The sequence below is a fragment of the Methylomonas sp. LL1 genome (genome assembly GCF_015711015.1).
Taxonomy (GTDB): Bacteria; Pseudomonadota; Gammaproteobacteria; order Methylococcales; family Methylomonadaceae; genus Methylomonas.
Genome location: NZ_CP064653.1, coordinates 1,140,550 through 1,158,125, shown reverse-complemented (window position 1 = coordinate 1,158,125; position 17,576 = coordinate 1,140,550). Strand labels below are relative to the sequence as shown.

General features: G+C 52.9%; 22 protein-coding genes. 19 read left to right on the top strand and 3 right to left on the bottom strand.

Translation table 11 applies throughout. The features are described 5' to 3' along the window. Nucleotides 1–84 precede the first annotated feature (84 nt). The 3 genes from IVG45_RS05790 to IVG45_RS05780 are packed head-to-tail and all read left to right on the top strand — an operon-like array spanning nt 85 to nt 2,711. Nucleotides 85–1,482 carry a DUF3696 domain-containing protein gene (locus tag IVG45_RS05790; protein WP_196436929.1) on the top strand — a complete coding sequence of 466 codons (1,398 nt, stop codon included), beginning with the start codon at nt 85–87 and terminating at the stop codon, nt 1,480–1,482. Continuing rightward, a complete protein-coding gene (locus IVG45_RS05785; protein WP_196436928.1) occupies nt 1,479–2,009 on the top strand; it encodes a hypothetical protein in 531 nt (176 codons plus the stop codon). Before IVG45_RS05790 ends, IVG45_RS05785 begins: the two co-directional genes overlap by 4 nt. Nucleotides 2,010–2,012: 3 nt before the next feature. Beyond that, a complete protein-coding gene (locus tag IVG45_RS05780; protein WP_196436927.1) occupies nt 2,013–2,711 on the top strand; it encodes an RNA ligase family protein in 699 nt (232 codons plus the stop codon). A 223-nt stretch (nt 2,712–2,934) separates the two neighbouring features. Here IVG45_RS05780 and IVG45_RS05775 read toward each other — a convergent pair whose 3' ends face one another. Together IVG45_RS05775 and leuA are read right to left on the bottom strand one after the other, a co-directional pair. Next, nucleotides 2,935–3,738 carry a methyltransferase domain-containing protein gene (locus IVG45_RS05775; RefSeq protein ID WP_196436926.1) on the bottom strand — a complete coding sequence of 268 codons (804 nt, stop codon included), beginning with the start codon at nt 3,736–3,738 and terminating at the stop codon, nt 2,935–2,937. A 19-nt stretch (nt 3,739–3,757) separates the two neighbouring features. Beyond that, the gene (leuA, locus tag IVG45_RS05770) at nt 3,758–5,485 is read right to left on the bottom strand and encodes a 2-isopropylmalate synthase (RefSeq protein WP_196436925.1); all 1,728 of its coding nucleotides are present in this window, start codon (nt 5,483–5,485) and stop codon (nt 3,758–3,760) included. A 162-nt stretch (nt 5,486–5,647) separates the two neighbouring features. Between leuA and IVG45_RS05765 the strand changes: the two genes are divergently transcribed. Both IVG45_RS05765 and IVG45_RS05760 read left to right on the top strand, forming a co-directional pair. Then, a complete protein-coding gene (locus tag IVG45_RS05765) occupies nt 5,648–6,121 on the top strand; it encodes an Lrp/AsnC family transcriptional regulator (protein ID WP_196436924.1) in 474 nt (157 codons plus the stop codon). A 95-nt stretch (nt 6,122–6,216) separates the two neighbouring features. Continuing rightward, complete coding sequence (locus IVG45_RS05760) at nt 6,217–6,426, top strand: TfoX/Sxy family protein (RefSeq protein ID WP_196436923.1); 210 nt, start codon at nt 6,217–6,219, stop codon at nt 6,424–6,426. 212 nt (nt 6,427–6,638) lie between these two features. Here the strand turns inward: IVG45_RS05760 and IVG45_RS05755 are convergent, their stop codons facing one another. Beyond that, complete coding sequence (locus IVG45_RS05755) at nt 6,639–7,349, bottom strand: autoinducer binding domain-containing protein (protein WP_196436922.1); 711 nt, start codon at nt 7,347–7,349, stop codon at nt 6,639–6,641. Nucleotides 7,350–7,568: 219 nt separating this feature from the next. Between IVG45_RS05755 and IVG45_RS05750 the strand changes: the two genes are divergently transcribed. The 14 genes from IVG45_RS05750 to IVG45_RS05685 all read left to right on the top strand — a co-directional run bounded on the left by IVG45_RS05750 (nt 7,569) and on the right by IVG45_RS05685 (nt 17,390). Continuing rightward, nucleotides 7,569–8,000, top strand: coding sequence for a GNAT family N-acetyltransferase (locus IVG45_RS05750; RefSeq protein WP_196436921.1), 432 nt, complete (start codon nt 7,569–7,571; stop codon nt 7,998–8,000). A 7-nt stretch (nt 8,001–8,007) separates the two neighbouring features. Further along, nucleotides 8,008–9,102, top strand: a complete 1,095-nt coding sequence (locus IVG45_RS05745; protein ID WP_196436920.1) for an NAD(P)H-dependent oxidoreductase — start codon at nt 8,008–8,010, stop codon at nt 9,100–9,102. A gap of 22 nt (nt 9,103–9,124) precedes the next feature. Continuing rightward, nucleotides 9,125–9,628, top strand: coding sequence for a GNAT family N-acetyltransferase (locus tag IVG45_RS05740; protein ID WP_196436919.1), 504 nt, complete (start codon nt 9,125–9,127; stop codon nt 9,626–9,628). 96 nt (nt 9,629–9,724) lie between these two features. Then, nucleotides 9,725–10,285, top strand: a complete 561-nt coding sequence (locus tag IVG45_RS05735; protein ID WP_196436918.1) for a histidine phosphatase family protein — start codon at nt 9,725–9,727, stop codon at nt 10,283–10,285. Nucleotides 10,286–10,312: 27 nt separating this feature from the next. After that, the gene (locus tag IVG45_RS05730; RefSeq protein WP_196436917.1) at nt 10,313–11,134 is read left to right on the top strand and encodes a shikimate dehydrogenase family protein; all 822 of its coding nucleotides are present in this window, start codon (nt 10,313–10,315) and stop codon (nt 11,132–11,134) included. A 200-nt stretch (nt 11,135–11,334) separates the two neighbouring features. Further along, on the top strand, nt 11,335–11,736 hold the full coding sequence (locus tag IVG45_RS05725; protein ID WP_196436916.1) for a DUF4260 domain-containing protein: 402 nt from the start codon (nt 11,335–11,337) through the stop codon (nt 11,734–11,736). Nucleotides 11,737–12,196: 460 nt separating this feature from the next. After that, complete coding sequence (locus IVG45_RS05715; RefSeq protein ID WP_196436915.1) at nt 12,197–12,679, top strand: GNAT family N-acetyltransferase; 483 nt, start codon at nt 12,197–12,199, stop codon at nt 12,677–12,679. A 41-nt stretch (nt 12,680–12,720) separates the two neighbouring features. Next, nucleotides 12,721–13,287, top strand: coding sequence for a hypothetical protein (locus IVG45_RS05710; protein ID WP_196436914.1), 567 nt, complete (start codon nt 12,721–12,723; stop codon nt 13,285–13,287). A 105-nt stretch (nt 13,288–13,392) separates the two neighbouring features. Further along, complete coding sequence (locus IVG45_RS05705) at nt 13,393–14,052, top strand: HAD-IA family hydrolase (protein ID WP_196436913.1); 660 nt, start codon at nt 13,393–13,395, stop codon at nt 14,050–14,052. Nucleotides 14,053–14,173: 121 nt separating this feature from the next. Next, nucleotides 14,174–14,422 carry a GFA family protein gene (locus IVG45_RS22965; protein WP_196436912.1) on the top strand — a complete coding sequence of 83 codons (249 nt, stop codon included), beginning with the start codon at nt 14,174–14,176 and terminating at the stop codon, nt 14,420–14,422. Between the two features lie 23 nt (nt 14,423–14,445). Further along, nucleotides 14,446–14,574, top strand: coding sequence for a hypothetical protein (locus tag IVG45_RS22800; RefSeq protein WP_269059626.1), 129 nt, complete (start codon nt 14,446–14,448; stop codon nt 14,572–14,574). Nucleotides 14,575–14,590: 16 nt separating this feature from the next. Beyond that, on the top strand, nt 14,591–15,091 hold the full coding sequence (lspA, locus tag IVG45_RS05695; RefSeq protein WP_196436911.1) for a signal peptidase II: 501 nt from the start codon (nt 14,591–14,593) through the stop codon (nt 15,089–15,091). Continuing rightward, nucleotides 15,088–16,578: an amidase gene (locus IVG45_RS05690; protein WP_196436910.1), complete on the top strand. Its 1,491-nt coding sequence runs from the start codon at nt 15,088–15,090 to the stop codon at nt 16,576–16,578. The genes lspA and IVG45_RS05690 overlap by 4 nt, the downstream gene beginning before the upstream one ends. Next, nucleotides 16,566–17,390, top strand: coding sequence for an alpha/beta fold hydrolase (locus IVG45_RS05685; RefSeq protein ID WP_196436909.1), 825 nt, complete (start codon nt 16,566–16,568; stop codon nt 17,388–17,390). The genes IVG45_RS05690 and IVG45_RS05685 overlap by 13 nt, the downstream gene beginning before the upstream one ends. Nucleotides 17,391–17,576: the final 186 nt, after the last annotated feature.

Genomic DNA, 17,576 nt, shown 5'->3' with positions numbered 1-17,576 from the left:
GCGATTAGCGTGCATGGTTCGAAGCCAATATTCACTTATCGCCTTGTATGCCTAGGACAAATTTAAAACAGGAAAATCACATAAATGCTAACCCATTTGCACATCAAAAACTTTAAAGCCTGGAAAGACACCGGTCCCATTCGTCTCGCACCGTTGACGGTGATTTTCGGCGCGAACAGCTCGGGCAAGAGTAGTTTGGGTCACTTACTGCTGGCGCTCAAGCAAACAACATTATCGGCCGACCGAAAGCGACCTCTTCACTTGGGTGATGATAATGCTCTTATTGACTTGGGCACGTTTGCAGAATGCCTGCATAACCATGATTTAACGAACGAGCTGGAATTTGAACTCGGATGGAAAATTCCAGGCAAAGAGCTGGTGGCGCGCGACCCGATCAGCCAGAAAAAATTTGCCGGAGATGAACTGCGGTTAGATGTCACGCTTTCGGCCGCTGCGAAAGAACAACCCAGAGTTGACAAGTTGACTTATCAACTTTTGCGTAACAATGAAAATCAGTTGTCAGTTGAATACTCGCGCGACGAAAAAAACAAACTGGATATTTCTTCGAACGAATATAAATTTGTGCGCAATACAGGAAGAATTTGGCCGTTGGATGACCCAGACAAGTTTTACCGCATTTCCGATCAGAGTCGCGCCCGCTTTCAAAATGCGGAATTTTTATCGGATTTTGCCTTGAGTACGGAAGCGGCGCTCAATAGTGTGTACTACCTAGGACCCTTGCGTGATCATCCAAAACGCATCTATTCATGGTCGGGAGAAACGCCGGAGAGCGTAGGACAGAAGGGTGAGTTTGCGATTGCAGCCATTCTGGCTGCCAGTGCCCAGGAAAGAAAGCTGAATCGTGGCCCTAAAAAACATTTGGCGCGCTTTGATGAGTTTATCGCGCAATGGCTTAAAGACTTGGGGATCATTGAAAGTTTTTCGGTCAAACCCGTGGCGGAAGGCCGAAAAGAATACGAGGTACTGGTCAAAACACACGCCTCAGCCAGCGAGGTCAAAATCACGGATGTGGGTTTTGGCGTATCACAGGTTTTACCCGCTCTGGTACAGGCTTTTTATTGCACTCCCAATTCGACGATTTGGATGGAACAACCGGAAATTCATTTACATCCACAAGTCCAGGCTGAATTGGCCGACGTATCTATCTCCGCAACGCAAGCCCGTGAAAACGGCAAAGAGCGCAACGTTCAATTGATCGTCGAAAGTCATTCAGAACATTTTCTCAATCGCCTGCAACGGCGAGTGGCAGAGGGTTCCGTTTTGCCTGACGATGTAGCGGTATATTTCTGCCATCGCACTGATGCAGCAACAGAACTGGAGCCACTGCGCCTTAATATGTTTGGAGAGATCGAAAACTGGCCGGAAAATTTTTTTGGTGATGAGATGGCTGACATTGCCGGCCGTACTTTGGCAGCGATGCACCGCAAAAAAGAACTCAATAAACAGGCCAGCACGCAATGAAGGCAGTAATTGATACCAATGTACTGCTAGTGGCAAATGGACGGCATCCGGAAGTTTCGCCTGAGTGCGTTGAAGAGTGTATTCGTCGTTTGCAGGACATGGAAAAATCAGGGATAACTGTCATTGATGATGACTTCCGGATTCTTGGCGAGTATCTGAATAAAACGCACCCGAATCAACCTAAAGGAGTAGGCGATAGTTTTTTAAAATGGCTGTTACAAAACCAAGGCAATACCGCAAGAGTAGAATTTGTAGCACTAACTGAAACCACGAATGATTATTTTGCGGAGTTTCCCGATCCGTCACTGCAACGTGTATTCGATGCGCCTGATCGCAAATTCGCGGCTGTAGCCAACGCTCACCCAAATAAGCCAACCGTTTGGCAGGCCGCCGACTGCAAATGGCTGGACTGGTGGCAGAGCTTGCAGGCAAAAGGTGTTAGAGTGGAATTTTTGTGTCCCGCCGACGCTTGCGTTTTTTATCGCAAGAAATTTCCAAACAATCCCTTGCCAGAGTTGCCGGCTTGAGTCGTGACCGGTTTCTTCCGCTACCCTCATACACCGCACCTTGCTTGGCTGGGTGAAGGTGTGCCACGCGATGACAAGGTGTTGACCACTGCTGAGGTCAAATCATTGCTTGCAGATGCAGTGTTGGTGGAAGAGAAGCTCGATGGTGCCAATCTAGGGTTGTCGCTTGATGCCGACGGTCAACTGCAATTGCAAAATCGGGGCCAGTATCTTACTGAACCTCATGCAGGCCAGTTTACGCGCTTGCCCGCTTGGCTATCTCAGCATGGTGACGCATTACACGCAGTGCTAAACCCTCGCTTAGTCTTTTTTTGTGAATGGTGTGCCGCGCGCCATTCGCTGGACTATTCAGCGCTGCCGGATTGGTTGCTTTTGTTTGATGTGTACGACAAGAGCGTTGGCCGGTTCTGGAACTCCTCTCGTCGTAATAAGTTGGCAAACGAAGCCGGTTTGGTAACGGTGCCGCAAGTGTTTTATGGTAAGACCTCACTTTCCGAACTGAAACGGTTAGTCGTGACCGCTCCCAGTAATTATCGATCTGGCTCCCTGGAAGGGCTGGTGATTCGCCGTGAATCGTCGGAATGGTGTGAAGTTCGCGCCAAGTTGGTACGGCCTGACTTCACTCAGGAAATTGATACACACTGGCGCAAGCGTTCGATTGAGTGGAATCGTATTGACTATTCGCCAGAAACAGTAGAGTAAACCACTACAACACACGTACTCATATTGAAAAAAACAGATAATAATGGTTTCTAGCGTGTGCTGATCCCATAGGAGAGATTGGCGCGAAATTTCAGTATTGGCCGAACTAATACAATCAGGTAAGCACTTGAGCATGAAGGCCGCGCGAATACCGAAGCGTATTAGCACGAACAAAGACTTCCGTTTCTCCCGAAAACGCTTCACTAGTCCGGGTCACGCGGGCTTAAGTTTTTGCCGATTTCTCCGCTTCGACTTCGAGCAAGACCATCGCCACATGGGCTTGGCCGTCCGCACATAACGGCACTTGATCTAGGTAACTCGAACAGACCGCTTCGATAAACGATTCTCTATGGTTTTCGGGAATCCTGTGCGTGTACGGCAGCCAGGTGGTTCGAATCCAGCTCGCCAGACCTTCCCGTCCGTCGTGGCTCATGTCCTTGGCGACGAGTTCGAGCCGTTTGACATTAAAGCCGGCGGCGTCCAGCATCACCCGGTATTCATCGACCGCTGAAAAGGTATACGGAAACTCGAAGCCGATAAAATACCGCGACCATGGCGCCGAGTCCTTGATCCGGTCAATCGCCGCCCGCATGGCGGCGGCATCGCCTTGTCCGCCCATGCGCAGCAGGATTTTGCCGCCCATTTTCAGGCTTCGGTATAAGCCGTCGATCACCGGTTGATGCTGCTTGACCCAATGCAGCACCGCGTTGGAGAACACAACGTCAAATTGTTCGGCAAAGCTTAAATTCCCCGCATCCATGACCCGAAACGACAGGTTAGGATGTTGCTGTTCCGGGTAGCTATGCTTGGCTAGAGCTATCATCGCCTCGGCATTATCGATACCGACCACCGCGCCGCAATCGACGATTCTGGCGATTTCCGCCGTGACTTTGCCGTCGCCGCAACCTAAATCCAGCACGGTTTCGTGGCCGCTTAGCTGCAACAGTGCGATCAGTTCTTTAGCCCATTGCTGTTGGGCTTGCGAGTTTTGAGCATAATCCTGGGCGTTCCAGCGGTAAGTATTCAATGTTGTCTCCTGTTTCACTTTATAAGGTTTGCGGTTGGCGAGTTGTTTGAGTTAAACCCGCCGATTTAATGGAGTGGTGTTGCAGAATGCCGGTATCGTTGGCCAAGCGATTGCAACCGCTGATCAGCGCCTTGATCGATGCGTTGATGATGTTGCCGTCCATGCCGACGCCATAGGCGGTTTGGCTATTCGCAGTCGCCAGTTCGACAAAGGCGCAGGCCAGGGCATCGCCGCCGCTGCCGGTCGAGCGTTCCTCGTAGCTGCACACCACCACTGCGCTGCCGAGCGAGCCTAAAGCCTGGATGGCGGCGGCTATCGGTCCGTTACCCAGGCCGGTTAATTCGTGCGACGTGCCATCAAATTCGATTTGCAGCTGTATGCCTTGGCCTTGCGCATGCTCGAACAATTGGTGATCCAGATAACGCCACGGTTTTGCCGCGTCGAGATAAGTCTCTGCGAACAATCGCCACAACTGTTCCGCGCCGATTTCGCCGCCGCGGCGGTCGGCATGGCGTTGCACCACTTGCGAAAACTCCAACTTCAGGCGGCGAGGCAGTACGACCCCATAATGGCTTTCCAACAAATGGGCGATACCGCCCTTGCCGGACTGGCTGTTGATGCGGATCACCGCGTCGTAACCACGGCCGACATCAGCCGGATCGAACGGCAGATAGGGCACATTCCAGACGCTATCAGGCTGCCGCGCGGCAAAGCCTTTCTTGATGGCGTCTTGGTGCGAGCCGGAAAATGCGGTGAACACCAACTCGCCGGCATAGGGTTGGCGGGGCGGTACGCTCAAGCCAGTGCACGCCTCGAAATCGCCCACCACTTTATTGATGTCGGAAAAATCCAAGCCCGGCGCCACGCCCTGGGTGTAGAGATTCAACGCCAGCGTCACCAAATCCACGTTGCCGGTGCGTTCGCCGTTGCCGAACAAGCAACCCTCGACGCGCTCGGCGCCGGCCATCAACGCCAGTTCGGCGGCGGCTACCGCGGTGCCGCGGTCGTTGTGCGGATGCACGCTGAGGATGACGCTGTCGCGGCGGGCGATATGGCGGTGCATCCATTCGATCTGGTCGGCGTAGACGTTCGGCGTCGCCGTTTCCACCGACGAAGGCAAATTCAGAATGATCTTATTGTCCGGCGTCGCGCCCCAGGCGGCACTGATCGCATCGCAAACTTCGACGGCAAACTCCGGCTCGGTGGCGGTGAAGGTTTCCAGGCTATATTGCAAGCGCCATTGGTTTTCCGGCTGGTTGGCGGTCAATTGTTTGACCAGCCGTACCGCATTGACGGCCATCGCCAATACCTCGGCCCGGCTCATGCCCAATACCAGTTCGCGAAACGGTTGAGAGGTTGCATTGACGATATGGACGATGGCCGAACGTGCGCCGTGTAGAGCTTCGACGGTGCGGCGCAACAACTGCTCGCGGGCGTGGCTGAGCACTTCGATGGTTACGTCGTCGGGTATCAACGCCTCGTCTATCAAGCGGCGCACGAAATCAAAATCGGTTTGCGAGGCCGACGGAAACGCCACTTCGATTTCCTTGAAACCGATGCCGCACAAGGTCCGGAACAGGCGCAGTTTGCGTTCGGCGTTCATTGGTTCGAACAAGGCCTGGTTGCCGTCGCGCAAATCGGTGCTCATCCAGATCGGCGCTTGAGTGATCGTGCGGTTTGGCCATTGCCGGTCGGCAAGCGCCACCGGCGGGAATGGGCGGTATTTGCGGGAAGGATCGGTCAACATGGCTGCGTGCTCTCGGTAAATGGGATGCCGATAAGATAAGCCAAACCGTCCGCTAGGCGATTGCGTTTGTGCTATGAAAAATGCCTATCATTGATAGAATATTGCCGTAAGAATGGAAAACGTTTTATTTAATTGTTTTAGTATCTGAATAATGGATATTTTATGGAACTGGATCGATACGACAGTCAAATCTTGAACATCCTGCAAGCCGACGGCCGCATCAGCAACCAGGACCTAGCCGATCGCATCGGCCTGTCACCGTCACCCTGCTTGCGGCGGGTGCGGGCGTTGGAGGAGGGCGGCTTGATCGTCGGCTATCGGGCGCTGCTGGACGCCAAAGCCTTGGGTCTGACGCTGATGGCCTTGATCCACATTTCGATGGACCAACACACGCCGGAACGTTTCAGCGCCTTCGAAGCGGCTATTGCCGGGATTCCGGAGGTGATGGAATGCCTGCTGATCACCGGCCAGGCCGCCGATTATCAGCTCAAGGTTATGGTCAAGGACTTGGACGCCTACCAGGAATTGCTGCTGAAACGTATCACCGGCATTGCGGGGGTCAGCGGAGTACATACCAGCTTCGTATTGCGGCGGGTGGTGGATAAGACGGCGTTTCCGGTTGGGGTAGGGGCATGATTATTCCGAAGGCTTTGCCATTACCGGCGGTCGTAAGGTAAAAGGGGGGTTATCACTTAGCTGGATGGTGCGGGCATGCATTTTTTGAGGTTGCGATGAGCGAACTGATTGCCTATCTACCCGAAGTTTTCGAACTGTTCGGCCCCGTTACCCTGCGCATGATGTTCGGCGGCTGCGGCATCTATCACGGTGGGTTGATGTTCGCCCTAGTGGTGGACAATACACTGTATCTCAAGGTGGATGCCGAAAGCGCCCATTATTTCGACGAGCAAGGGCTGGCATCATCGGGTCGATCATATTTATGAACAGCGCGCACGGTTCACGGGCCAAGTCGGCAGCGGAGCGAGGCGTGAGCAAATGATGCACCTCAACAGGTGTGAGCCCTTTTTGAGTCGTGGCGCGGAATGCAAAAGCCGAAATACCATGAGGTGTTTGCTCATAATCAAACAGTCAATGTGGCAGTTTTTAGCGTCATGAAGAGTCGAATTCACCGTAATCAAATTTGACCGCAGGGTTTTTATAAAAAACCGAGCATCGCCGCTTTGACGGCTGCCGAGGTTTTGTTGGCCGCATTCAATTTCGTCGCGGCATTGCTGATATGAAAATTAACGGTCCGCTCGGTTATTTTCATGATGCTGGCTATTTCGCCGGAAGTCTTGCCATCGGCAGTCCAGCGTAGTACCGCAACCTCGCGGTTGGATAATTTGGTATCCGCTTCCGGCAGCAATTTCGGTAACAAGCTGCGCGACAAGGCAATATGCGCATTTTGAGTTAACCAAGCCATTTTGAAAGCCTTGGCCGCAAGCTCGGTTTCGGTAAGCGGCTCATCGGATCGCGCTAAAGTGAGCATGCCGGTTGCGCCAGGGACATCCCGCATGGATTGCGCCCAACCATAACGCAAACCGAACGAACGCGCTTCCTCCCAAAACGCCGCCGTCGAAGCGAACAAACCGTCCGTCCACTGGATAGGCAGTGGCGAGCGCAGGGCGTGTTTGACGGTGGGATCGATCGCACAATAGTTTTTTGTCTGATATTGCGCTTGCCAAGCCATTGGATAGTTACTCTTTTTCACGATCTTCGGATTGCTCAGTGGCAGCGCCAACCTCAGTCCGTAGGCGCAGTAATCAAAACCCAATTCCGCACCCATTGAAACAATGGTTTGAAAAATCTGATGCTCATTTTCACAAGTCTGCAGTGCTTGAAGTTGAATTTCTTGCCAGGCTTTCATGGGGTTACCAACGTTAAAACTGTTGGAAAGCTTATCCTAAAATGGTGAATGCATCGAAATCCTGATTTACCGGCAAAGCAAAATGGCGATATAAGCTGTCAATATTGACAGTTGTTAGCCGACTGCAAATAGCATCTAATCTAACAAAGTTGGTAGGAATTTCAGCCACACTGTATCTTGTTTTAAGCCAACAGACACCCTTTTGATTGTTAAGCCGCCATGACCCTCGATATTTTCATTGCCGATACCGACGCCGACATTCAAGCCTGTTTTCCGGTGTTCAGCGAGCTGCGCCCGCATCTCAAGCAGGAGCAGTTCTTGGCCCAAATTCGCCGCCAGCAAGCGCAGTCCTACCAAATTTTGGCTGTTAGACAACAAGGCGCCATTAAAAGCGTGGCGGGTTTCCGGTTCGCCGAGTTTTTGGCCTGGGGCAAAATTCTGTATGTCGACGATTTAGCCACGCTCAGCGGCCAGACTTCGCAAGGTTTCGCCGGCGCCTTGCTCGATTGGCTGATCGAGCATGCGCAAGCGCACGGCTGCCAGGGCGTGCATTTGGATTCCGGCTATCAGCGCATTAACGCCCATCGTTTATATCTTAACAAGGGCTTTCAACTGAGCAGTCATCACTTTTCCCTGGCATTCAACACCTAGCTTGGCAATGAAAATACTGGCTTTATCCGGCAGCTTGCGGGCGGCGTCCATCAATTCCGCCGTGCTGCGCGCCGTAAAGCATTTGGCGCCGGCTTCGATTGAAGTCTGTTTGTTTTCCGGCCTTGGCAACTTGCCCTTATACAATCCGGATTTGGAAAACGCGCCTCCGGCCGCCGCACAGCTATTGCGTAACAAAGTGGCCTCGGCGGATGCATTGCTGATTGCCAGCCCGGAATACGCCCACGGCGTCACCGGCACCATCAAAAACGCGCTAGATTGGCTGGTGGCATTCGAGGGATTTGCCTATAAAACGGTGGCGGTATTGAACGCGACGCCGCGCGCCCATCATGCCGACGCCGCACTCCGGGAAACCTTGATCACCATGTCGGCCAAGCTGATCGAAGCGGCATCGATCACGTTACCGTTGCCGAGCGCGAATATCGGCGAAGCAGACCTGCTGGCTGCGCCGGAAATAGTCTCTTTACTTACCGACGTATTAGTGGAAATCGAACGCGCGGCGATGAAGCCATATCTGAACAGTAGCCTTTATATCGATAGCCAACATACCGCGATCGTCGCGCAAGCCGCCAAGTTGGCGGACGGTTGCGCCGATGAGGAAGAAATCGCCAAACGCTGTTTCGAATTCGTCCGCGACGAGATCAAGCATAGTTGGGACTACCGGCTGAATCCGGTGACCTGTAAAGCCTCCGAGGTGTTGATCCACGGCACCGGCTACTGTTATGCCAAAAGCCATTTGCTGGCTGCGCTGTTGCGCGCCTATGGCATTCCAGCTGGGCTTTGCTACCAGCGGCTGACCATGGACGGCGACCGGACTCCTTATTGCCTGCACGGTTTGAACGCGGTTTACCTGCAACAATACGGCTGGTACCGGATCGATGCGCGCGGCAACAAGCCCGGCGTGGAAGCGGACTTTTGCCCGCCGCTGGAAAAATTGGCGTTCCCGATTGTGAATCCTTTGGAACAAGATTTGCCCGGCATTCGGGCTGAGCCTTTGCCGGCCGTCGTCAAAGCCCTCACCGAACACCAAACCGTCGAGCAGGTTTATGACAACTTGCCGGACTTTATCGCTACAAACCAATGAACGTCGAAACGACCGCTTATTCATGAACTCGCCATTGATCATCCGCCACGCCGTGCCGGCAGATGCCGACGCAATCAGCCAGCTGATTCACAGAGTTGCCGGTTTTTGTACAGTTAACCCAAGCGGCGAAGGCACAGAGATGTTTTTTTCGAGCATTTCCGCCCAAGCTATTAACAGTTACATCGCTAACGCCAATTTCCTTTATCTGCTGGGTTTGTTCGGCGATACGCTGGCCGGAGTAGCTGCCGTCCGCGACGCGCGGCATGTTTTTCATCTGTTCGTAGCGCCCGTGTTCCAATACCAAGGCATCGGCACGGCATTAGCGTTGCGAGCCATCGAGTTATCGCTGGCCGCAAGTCCGTCGGAAACTTTCACGGTTAATTCCTCGCTGCCCGCCGTGCCGTTTTATGCGCGGCTTGGCTTTCAGCCGCAAGGGCCAGGCGTCGAAGACAATGGCGTGGCGTTTGTCCCGATGCAATTGGCGATCACAGACCTAATTCATTCTCTACCACAATCGCTGTCATGAACTGGCATTTCCCAAAACAGGCTTTAGGCATACAAAGTACGCCACTATCATATAAAAGCTCCTCAGTTTTTCTACGTTTTGCATGAATGCGCAGTGATGGAAATTACATTAATCAGGCACGGTAAACCGACGTTCGAGCTGAAAGGTAAAGCCAAAGCGCGGGACGTTGGCGAGATTATCAGCCGTTATGATTTATCCGGTATAGAAGACGAACCGCCGGAAAACGCCAAGCAACGTGCATCGGCATGCCATGCTGCCGTTTGTAGCGATTTTACTCGTTCTTTAGAGTCGGCCAAGGCACTGGGATTTAGCGATATTTTACTGAGCGATCCACTATTTCGGGAAATTGCTATCCCTCATTTCAAACAGGGTACATTGACGATGTCGGTCGAAGCCTGGGGCATACTGTTGCGGTGTCTGTCGGTAATTGGATTCTCGCGAAACGGCGAATCGCTCTACATGGCAAAAAAGCGGGCGCAAGTTGCCGCATCGACATTAATAGACATGGCGCGTGAGCATAAAAGTATCTTGTTGGTGGGACATGGTTTCGTTAATTACTTCATAGCTCAGGAATTGTTAGCCAGAAACTGGGTTGGTCCCTCAAAGCCGGGCGGCGGCTATTGGGAATATGGGGTATATCACTATCGTGCAACATGACATTCAAAGGGACAACGCCTCACTTTTATGCAGAATCCAAAAAACATGCTTGCATCCATTACCGGCAACACCAAAATACTCGGCGTAATAGCCGACCCCGTCAGCCAGGCTAGAACGCCGGTCATGGCAAACACATTACTGGATGAACGGGGACTCTTGGGGGCCTTTGCAATGCTTCCCATGCAAGTCTCGGCCGAAGGCTTTCCCGCATTTATTGCGGGCCTGCGCGCTATGAAAAACTTCGGGGGCGCAGTCGTCTCCATGCCTCATAAAATCGTTACCTCCAGTTTAGTCGATGAACTTACCCCGGAGGCACGCCTGGTCGGCGCCGTGAATGTGGTTCGCCGAAACCAAGACGGCCGCCTCATCGGCACCATACTGGACGGCGAGGGTTTTGTTGCCGGATTAGTCGGCGCCGGATACAACGTGAGAGGCGCGCACGTCCTTCTGGTCGGGGCTGGCGGCGCGGCATCGGCCATTGCTTTTGCCCTTGCAAAACACGGCTGCACTTCACTCTGCATAAAGAATCGAACGCCGGAAAGAGCCAGCGCGCTGTTAGCGAGAGTCAGCCATGCCTATCCTCAAGTAAAGATATCGGCAGAGGTGTATTCGAATGATCACTACGATGTCGCTATCAACGCCACTTCTCTCGGCATGAAGCCAAGTGACGAGCTACCGATCGCCAAGGGATTGATATGGCAATGCGACCTGATAGCCGAATGCGTGATCGCGCCGGAAATGACGCCGCTACTCCTGGAAGCGTCCGGACAAGGGAAGGTCGTCCAAACCGGCGTTCCCATGTTGGCCGCACAAATGAATCTTATGTTGGCATTTATGGGCGCCGAATGAGAGGCAAAATGCCAAGAGCGCTTGTCGATACATAGCAAATCCTGGATTGCAGTTATAGCCGGATAATAAGCGGGCTGCGCGCCGGAAATTACAAGTTTCAAACCATACCCTGTCAACACTGACAGTTGTTGCAAGACATCAACCTGGGTTGTAATTAACCCAAAATAATCAGTTTCTATGCAGAAACTTCTGGAGTCAAAATGCTAGGTGAAACAGCAGGTGCCGTTCGTGTTTTATTGCGGCTGGAGGGATTTTGTGTGCTGGTTGCGGCCTGCATCGCTTACGCAAAACTCGATCTGGACTGGAGTACTTTCGCAATCTACTTCCTGGTGCCCGATCTATCTTTGCTTGGTTATTTCGCCGGCGCCAAAGTTGGCGCCATTAGCTATAACACCGCACATTCCTACATCGGTGCCATTACCAGCCTGGTGATAGGTTTTACGGTTCCGTCTCCGGCACTGCAATGTGCCGGTTTAATCTGGTGTGCCCACATCGGCTTCGATCGGGCGCTGGGTTACGGACTCAAATGCCCGGAGGGATTTGGCTTTACCCATCTTGGCCGCATCGGGCGATTTGCTGTCAAACATTCAGAAGCGCAATAACCGGGTTAGAAACCCGAAACATTTAGGGAACATTGGATGGCTTTTACACTGGACAAGGTCGTACCTTGGGGACGTTCATACACCGAATATGTCGACATGTTTGGTCTGACCAAGGCCGATATGTAGCTGGAGAGTTACCTTCGCTGCCTTTCGAAAACGGAAAATTCGATATTGCCTTGTCGTCGCATTTTCTGTTTTTGTACAGCGCGCACTTGTCGGCGGAGTTTCATCTTCAGGCACTACAGCATTGCTAGCGAGGTGCGGGTTTTTCCGCTGCTTACGCTGGATGGATCGGTATCGCCTTATCTTTCTCTTGTCAGCGAAGAATTTGCCAGTCGAGGGTTTGACGTACAGATCGTTAAGGTTGTATACGAATTTCAACGCGGCGGTAATCAAATGCTGCTCATCAAGTCTAAATAACGAACTTGGATTAAAGCAACTATCGCATGTAAGTACACAAATGAAATTGAAGTTTATCCAAGCAACGCCAGACCACGCAGAAATTATAGGCTCGCTGGTAATTCAACTTACACAGGAAATCTGTGAGCGCACTCATGCGCAGCATTTCGATATCGATTTGGAAGGTACGGTTCAGCGCTGTGAAGCCTTGTTATCCGCAGGTCACTACGCGGCCATTGTTGGCTGGTCGGATAATACTCCCGTTGCCGTTGCGACCATCACCGAAACCTATGCGTTATATGCCGGCGGCAAAATAGGCGTCATTCAAGAGTTTTACGTGATTCCCGAGTTTCGCTGTTCGGGTGTCGGCGGCCTGTTGATTGAGCAGGTTAGAACTTATGGGCAACAGCGCGGTTGGTCGTGCATGGAGTTATGCACGCCGCCGCTTCCGGAATTCGAGCGGACATTAAGTTTTTATCAACATAATGGTCTTATTCCGGTTGGCGGTCGGAAAATGAGGCAGAATTTAGCGACAAATGGTTAAGCAATCGGGTACTTTGCATTAGATGCCATGGAGGAAGATTGATGAAATTCATTAAATGGTCTGTCGTGATTCTGCTGCTGTTGCCGATTTCCGCGTTGGCTTTTTTCAAACCGGTTCGGGTGTTGATTCCGGAAGCATTCGGCGTCAATTGCAACGAACAAAACCTATGTGTAGACGATTTTTCTCGGCTGGCGGCGGCGCAATCACTACTCAAGGATTCGAAAAATTATCTTGCCGCGCAATGGGGCTTGTCTATCGGCGAGCCGAAGATTATCTTCTGTAGCACGGAGCAATGCCGGTCGACATTCGGGCTATCTAACAAGGCTGGATTCACCTTGGGCAGTTTCGCTATCGCCATCGCGCCACGAGCTTGGCGGCAACACTACGTGGCGCATGAGCTCATCCATCATTGGCAGGCCGACCGCTTTGGTAGCCTGGTGTTGTTAACAAGTGAGCAGTGGCTGATCGAAGGCATGGCCTACGCCCTGAGTAACGATCCGCGCGTAGCACTGCACGAACCCTTTGAATCCTATCGTCAGCGGTTCAATGACTGGTACAGGCTTAAAGCAGACATCCCGCTCAAAGAATCGCTGGCTGGGGTACTTTAAAAATGGTGTCAATGGGCCTATGCCATTTCCGGTTTCCAATTCGCCCCCAACATCCGCTATATCGTCGGTTTTGGTCCGCTTGAGACGCCTAACAAGTTTCTCGCTATGAACAATATTTGTGTCATCTTCGATTTGGACGGCACGCTGGTTGACAGCGAGGGACTGTGCAATCAAGCCTTTCTCGATCTGCTTCCGCAATTGCATGATCCACTGGAGACCTTGACCGAGCGCTATCGCGGGCAAAAACTAAGCTCGATTCTGATTGACCTAGAAAATCGACTTGGTCTAAATCTGCAAGATTCGTTTGAACAGCACTATCGTCAGCGTGTTACGGAACTCTTCGCGCATGATTTGAAACCCATGCCTGGCGTTTTGGAAATGCTCGCAACCCTGAACTCGCCGAAATGCATTGCTTCCAGCGGACCGCTTCCGAAAATCCGTCAGGCCTTGGAAGTTAGCGGCCTTGCTGCTTATTTTGGTGACAATCTATTCAGTTCGTATGAGATCGGTTCTTGGAAACCCGATCCGGGTTTATTCCAATATGCCGCCCATGCGATGGGCTTTATGCCTAGTCAATGTGCGGTGATTGAAGATAGTGAAGTGGGGGTTGAGGCTGCCATAGCAGCAGGTATGACGCCGCTTTACTATGCACAAACCGGCGTGACCAATTCATATCAGACCGCGGGCTATGTTTTATTCGATGATATGTCGCAGCTGCCGCAACTGCTCGAGCAATTTGCTAATATTACTCAATTCAACCGTTAGCCATTCAAGCCACCGAGACAGCCATGGTTAAGTGCTTCAACGAACTTTCCGCCAAACCTATCCATGTCGCCAACGGAATGACTATCATCATAGCGATTAAATCATTGCCAGGGGAATTTGCATGAGCCAGTTTATAGGTGGCTGCATGTGCGGAGCAATTCGCTATAAATTACAAACCGAGCCGCGTTTAGCGTTTTTATGTCAATGCAGGCAGTGTCAAAGAATCACCGGAACAGGCCATTCGGCCGAGGTTGTGGCATCGGAAAAGGACACGGCTATTTCGGGAGAGCTGAAATTTTACGAATTGACTGCCGATAGCGGCAATACAGTCACTAGCGGGTTTTGTCCACTTGCGGCAATCCGGTTTTAAAGAAATCATCGGGTTATCCGGGCATGCTGTTTTTTCATGCCGCAACCTTGGATACCCCGACTGTGTTTAAGCCGCAGACGGTGTTTTGGGCTGCCAGCCATCAGCCTTGGGATTATGTCAATCCCGATCTTGAACTGAAACAACATACTTAACATGAGGAAGTAGCGAATGAACCTAGCCAAACGTATTGTCTTGACCGTTATCGTGCTGATCTCCTGCGTCGGCTGCGACCAGGCCAGTAAATCGGTTGCCCAGTCGTTATTGTGCGAGACTGAAGTCTGGTCGTTTTGGGGGGACACGGTGCGCTTGCAATTGGCTCATAACCATGGCGCATTTTTGGGTCTGGGATCGTCGTTTCCGGAAAATTTGCGCGACGGCTTATTCTCGCTTGGCGTAGCCGGAATGTTAGCCGTTTTGCTGGGTTACATCCTGTTTTCCAAATCGGCCTCGCCGTCCTCGATACTGGCATACACGCTGTTGTTGGCGGGTGGCGTGGGCAATCTGATCGATAGATTGATGTACGGCGGCTATGTGGTGGATTTCATCAATATCGGCATTGGGCCAATCCGCACCGGCGTGTTCAACGTGGCCGATATGGTCGTGGTCGCTGGCACGTTGATGTTGCTTACCGGCATGCCCCGCGCGAGTAAACGGCTGTCTGAGCGATGAACCCCTTCAGCGAATATCCGCAATACGATGCCTTGGGTCTGGCGCAACTGGTGCAATCCGGCGAAGTTTCGGCAGGGGAGTTGCTGAAGGCCGCTCAGACGCGTTTGGCTGAGTTCAATCCGTTACTGAATGCTGTCGTCACGCCGATGGACGAACTGGCGGAATCGCTGGTGAAAAACCTAGGCAACCGCGGACCGTTTACCGGCGTGCCGTTCCTGGTCAAGGACCTGATGCTGCGTTTCGCAGGTGTCCCGATGTCGAACGGCAGCGTGGCGATGAAGGATTACCGTCCCGCCGCCGACAGCGAGATGGCCGCCCGGCTCAATGCCTCCGGTTTGATTACCTTCGGCAAGACCAACATCTCCGAGCTCGGCGCATCGGCGCTGGCCAACAACGCCGTGTTCGGTAGCACCCGCAACCCCTGGGATTTAAGCCTTAATTCGGGCGGCTCCAGCGGTGGCAGTGCAGCTGCCGTGGCCGCACGCATCGTGCCGATGGCCTATGCCAGCGACGGCGGCGGTTCAATCAGATTGCCGGCGTCCTATTGTGGCATCTTCGGTTTCAAACCGTCCCGAGGCTTGAATCGCTTCGAAGATTTATCGAAGGCTTGGGGCGGGGCTGTGGTCAGCCATGTCTGCACGATCAGCGTGCGCGACAGCGCCGCCTATCTGGATTGGGTGGCCGGCAACACCGATCAGGCTTCGACCAATCCGGCTCTGACGTCTTACCTGCACGCTACCACGCAGCCACCGAAACGGCTGAAAATTGCGCTGGTCAACCGGGCGCCTGTCGAGACGCCGATACACCGCGACTGTCTATCTGCCGCGGCCAAAGCCGCCAAACATTGCGAGGCGCTCGGCCACGTTGTGGAGGATGCGGTCTGGAATTTCGACGGCCGCGAATTGATGCGCGCCTTTCTGACCGTGATTTTTTACTATACCGCTCGGGATGTCGCCAATATGGCGCAGTGGCTGGAGCTGACCGAGCCTCAGCTGGCCATCGAGTTGAATACCCGGCTGATGGCCGGCATCGGCAAAGGCGTGAGCGACGAACAGGTACAGCAGGCGCTGGCTGTCTGGCAGCGGATTGCCGGGCGCTTGGCGGATTTTCATCGCCGCTACGACGTGGTTCTGACGCCGACAGTCGCCACGCCGCCGTTGGCGTCCGATGCGCTCGATCCCAATATCTTGGAACAATGGCTGATGCGCGGATTGCTGGTGACCGGATTGGCCGACAAGCTATTCTGCAACCGCTTGTTGGATGCGATCATCAGCAAAGCCGTGCAGCAAACGCCGTTCACCCCGCTTGCCAACATTACCGGCCAACCGGCCATGTCGGTGCCGCTGTATTGGAGCGACGACGGCTTGCCGCATGGCGCGCAGTTCATGGCCGCAACAGGTAACGACCGGCTACTGTTCCAACTGGCCGCCCAGCTCGAACAGGCCGAGCCTTGGAAACACAGGATGCCGCCCTTATGCCATCAATAGAATTTAGCCAATTCGGCGCCGGCGACGGCCAGCCGGTGATCTATTTCCACGGTACGCCGGGTTCGCCCGACGAATGCGAAATATTCGATGTTTATGGCAAACAACATCAGCTGACCATCATTTGTTATGACCGCTCGACCATAGCCCCTCGGTTGCAAGGTGCTGCGTATTATCAATGTATAGCCGAAGAGATTGCCAAGAAGGTTGGCGATAAACCCGTCGATTTTATTGGCTTTTCGATCGGAGCATTCGTAGCCTTACAAGTATGCCGCGCGATGAACGGCAAAGTCCGCAGCCTGCATTTGGTTTCCGCGGCCGCGCCGCTGGATGCCGGTAACTTTATCGACGCGGCGGCGGGAAAAGCCGTTTTCCGGCTGGCTCAAAATCATCCGTCGGCATTTCTGCGGCTGGCTCGCGTACAAGGATGGCTGGCGAGTATTTTTCCCGGCCTGTTGTTGCGAATGTTATTTTCCAGCGCGGCCGGTGAAGACAAGGCTTTGGCAGTGGACAAGACGTTTCGGATCGCCATGACCCGAACGCTCAAAACCTGTTTCAAGCGCGATTCGCTAGGCTACACTCGCGACGTTATTGCCTACGTGCAGCCCTGGAAAGCGACGCTGGCCGATATAAGCGTCGATACTCATATCTGGCACGGTGCGGAAGACAATTGGTCGCCGGTTGCCATGGCCGATTATTTGGCATCGGCGTTGCCTGGCTGTTCGAACATCACGGTACTGGACGGACTTTCCCATTATTCCTGTCTGTATCGAACCGCGCCGATGATATGCATATCGATCAAAACGTTGGGTTAAACAAAGAGTTTACCCATCCATGACCGTATCAATCGCATTGCTCGGCGAATACACGCCGACGTTAGGACATCGAAATTTGCATTGTCGAAAGTCCCGCCTGCAATTGGGGATTCCGCGGCATGCACGGCGACGAAGTGACCTTGAATTACAAAATCAATGTCTAAGCGACATCGACACTTAAACGGT

Excerpts from the sequence above, each read along its gene's own strand:
- IVG45_RS05790 (WP_196436929.1), top strand. The coding sequence starts at position 85 with ATGCTAACCCATTTGCACATCAAAAACTTTAAAGCCTGGAAAGACACC.
- IVG45_RS05735 (WP_196436918.1), top strand. The coding sequence starts at position 9,725 with ATGGAAATTACATTAATCAGGCACGGTAAACCGACGTTCGAGCTGAAA.
- IVG45_RS05740 (WP_196436919.1), top strand. The coding sequence starts at position 9,125 with ATGAACTCGCCATTGATCATCCGCCACGCCGTGCCGGCAGATGCCGAC.
- lspA (WP_196436911.1), top strand. The coding sequence starts at position 14,591 with ATGAACCTAGCCAAACGTATTGTCTTGACCGTTATCGTGCTGATCTCC.
- IVG45_RS22800 (WP_269059626.1), top strand. The coding sequence starts at position 14,446 with ATGCTGTTTTTTCATGCCGCAACCTTGGATACCCCGACTGTGTTTAAG.
- IVG45_RS05745 (WP_196436920.1), top strand. The coding sequence starts at position 8,008 with ATGAAAATACTGGCTTTATCCGGCAGCTTGCGGGCGGCGTCCATCAAT.
- IVG45_RS05715 (WP_196436915.1), top strand. The coding sequence starts at position 12,197 with ATGAAATTGAAGTTTATCCAAGCAACGCCAGACCACGCAGAAATTATA.
- IVG45_RS05705 (WP_196436913.1), top strand. The coding sequence starts at position 13,393 with ATGAACAATATTTGTGTCATCTTCGATTTGGACGGCACGCTGGTTGAC.
- IVG45_RS05750 (WP_196436921.1), top strand. The coding sequence starts at position 7,569 with ATGACCCTCGATATTTTCATTGCCGATACCGACGCCGACATTCAAGCC.
- leuA (WP_196436925.1), bottom strand. The coding sequence starts at position 5,485 with ATGTTGACCGATCCTTCCCGCAAATACCGCCCATTCCCGCCGGTGGCG.
- IVG45_RS05690 (WP_196436910.1), top strand. The coding sequence starts at position 15,088 with ATGAACCCCTTCAGCGAATATCCGCAATACGATGCCTTGGGTCTGGCG.
- IVG45_RS05755 (WP_196436922.1), bottom strand. The coding sequence starts at position 7,349 with ATGAAAGCCTGGCAAGAAATTCAACTTCAAGCACTGCAGACTTGTGAA.
- IVG45_RS05785 (WP_196436928.1), top strand. The coding sequence starts at position 1,479 with ATGAAGGCAGTAATTGATACCAATGTACTGCTAGTGGCAAATGGACGG.
- IVG45_RS05760 (WP_196436923.1), top strand. The coding sequence starts at position 6,217 with ATGAGCGAACTGATTGCCTATCTACCCGAAGTTTTCGAACTGTTCGGC.
- IVG45_RS05730 (WP_196436917.1), top strand. The coding sequence starts at position 10,313 with ATGCAGAATCCAAAAAACATGCTTGCATCCATTACCGGCAACACCAAA.
- IVG45_RS05685 (WP_196436909.1), top strand. The coding sequence starts at position 16,566 with ATGCCATCAATAGAATTTAGCCAATTCGGCGCCGGCGACGGCCAGCCG.
- IVG45_RS05710 (WP_196436914.1), top strand. The coding sequence starts at position 12,721 with ATGAAATTCATTAAATGGTCTGTCGTGATTCTGCTGCTGTTGCCGATT.
- IVG45_RS22965 (WP_196436912.1), top strand. The coding sequence starts at position 14,174 with ATGAGCCAGTTTATAGGTGGCTGCATGTGCGGAGCAATTCGCTATAAA.
- IVG45_RS05725 (WP_196436916.1), top strand. The coding sequence starts at position 11,335 with ATGCTAGGTGAAACAGCAGGTGCCGTTCGTGTTTTATTGCGGCTGGAG.
- IVG45_RS05765 (WP_196436924.1), top strand. The coding sequence starts at position 5,648 with ATGGAACTGGATCGATACGACAGTCAAATCTTGAACATCCTGCAAGCC.